Origin of the sequence: Aggregicoccus sp. 17bor-14 (assembly GCF_009659535.1) — a bacterium.
Lineage (GTDB): Bacteria > Myxococcota > Myxococcia > Myxococcales > Myxococcaceae > Aggregicoccus.
Genome location: NZ_VJZZ01000035.1, coordinates 1 through 1,492 on the forward strand (window position 1 = coordinate 1; position 1,492 = coordinate 1,492).

Here is a 1,492-nt window from a genome sequence, read left to right on the forward strand (position 1 = left end):
CTAGTTGGACTGCGCGAGATGCGCACGCGCAGTGCGGCGTGCGCCCTTAGCGTGAGGGCGAGCGGGCGAGGTGGCGCGGAGGCGGGGCGCGCGCCCCGTGCGCGTGCCAGTGGCCCTCTCGGGCGCTGTCGGCGTGGCGCTGCTCGGCGCGGATGCGTCCGGCGGCGTGCGCGAGGCTGCGTGGGGGGCCAAGCAGCTCGGCCAGCACGCGCGCCACGTGCGGTACGGTAATGCGTACCCTTTTTTTTCCAGCCAGCGCTTCTCGCGCACGAGAAACCACAGCGCCATGAGGCACAGCGTCATGTGGTGGTGCCAGCCCGTCCAGCCGCGCACCTCATACTCGTCCAGGCCCACCTCGCCCTTCGCGTAGCGCAGGGCCTCCTCGACGCCGTGGCGACAGGAGGCCACGCGCACCAAGTCCTCGAGTCGGCAGCGGGTGTCGGTGCACAGGTAGTACCAGCGCTTGTCGGAAGTGAGGCTGTCCACCACCAGCAGCACCTCGGTGCGCGTGGAGCCGTCCTCGCGCCGGCAGCGCACGCGCACGCGGGCGGCCCGCACGGGCATGGGGCCCGCCTCGCCGTCGCGCAGGCAGAAAGTCCTCCAGGCGCGCTGGGGCAGTCCGTCCGCCCACGCGGCCGCGTGCGTCCAGCGGCCGCTCGCCACCGGCTGCACCTTCGCCTTGGCGCCCGGCACCTCCAGCACGTAGCGCTCGCCCGCCTCGAAGAGGGCGTCGCGCAGGGCGCACACCTGCCCGTACGCGTCGTCGCCCACCACCCAGCGGTGCGGCAGGTGGCGCCCGGTGCGCAGCACCATGCCCAGCGCCAGCCTCCAGCCCTCCTCGAATTGCACCTCGTCGGGCACGCCGCACGCCTCGCGCACCTGCGGGTGCGCGGCCCACATGCCCGGCAGGTACAGCCGGCAGTCCACCAGCACGCACGCCCCGCGCGCCGCGTAGGCGAGAAACTCCCCCACCTGGCAATTGTCCTGCTTGCCCAGCCGCCCACAGTACTGGCGCTGCACGCCCACGCTGGCGGGCCCGCACTTCTGAAAGCCGCTGGAGTCGAGGACGAGTACGCCCCGCGCTGCGCCCAACTCCTCGCCCACCACGCACGCGAGCGCCTCGCGCAAGCACCCGTCGTCCCACGCCCCCTGGCCCACGAAGTGCTGCAGCGGGCGCACCTTGGCTTGCGCCTGCAGCGCGATGGGCTCCACGGTGCGCCGGCGCAAGGGGGCCAGCCGCCCCTCCACGTAGCAGCGCAGGTGCGCGCGCTGCTCCGCTCGCACCAGCAGCGCGGCGAAGGGCTGCAGGAAGTCCGAGAGGCGCTGGCGGATGTCCGCCACGTCCGCCGGCTCCAAAGCCCGCAGGGGTGCAGCAGCAGCAGCTCGGGCCATGACGTGTGCCTCCTCAGGGATGCAACACGCCAGCCCTCTCGCCTACCTCCCGGGCGCACACCCCGTGCGAGCCCTTCTGCATCTCGCGCAGTCCAACTAG

General features: G+C 73.2%; 1 protein-coding gene. It reads right to left on the reverse strand.

Translation table 11 applies throughout. The features are described 5' to 3' along the window. Complete coding sequence (locus FGE12_RS29925) at positions 1 to 1,392, reverse strand: IS701 family transposase (RefSeq protein WP_153870076.1); 1,392 nt, start codon at positions 1,390 to 1,392, stop codon at positions 1 to 3. Positions 1,393 to 1,492 lie beyond the last annotated feature (100 nt).

Excerpts from the sequence above, each read along its gene's own strand:
- FGE12_RS29925 (WP_153870076.1), bottom strand. The coding sequence starts at position 1,392 with ATGGCCCGAGCTGCTGCTGCTGCACCCCTGCGGGCTTTGGAGCCGGCG.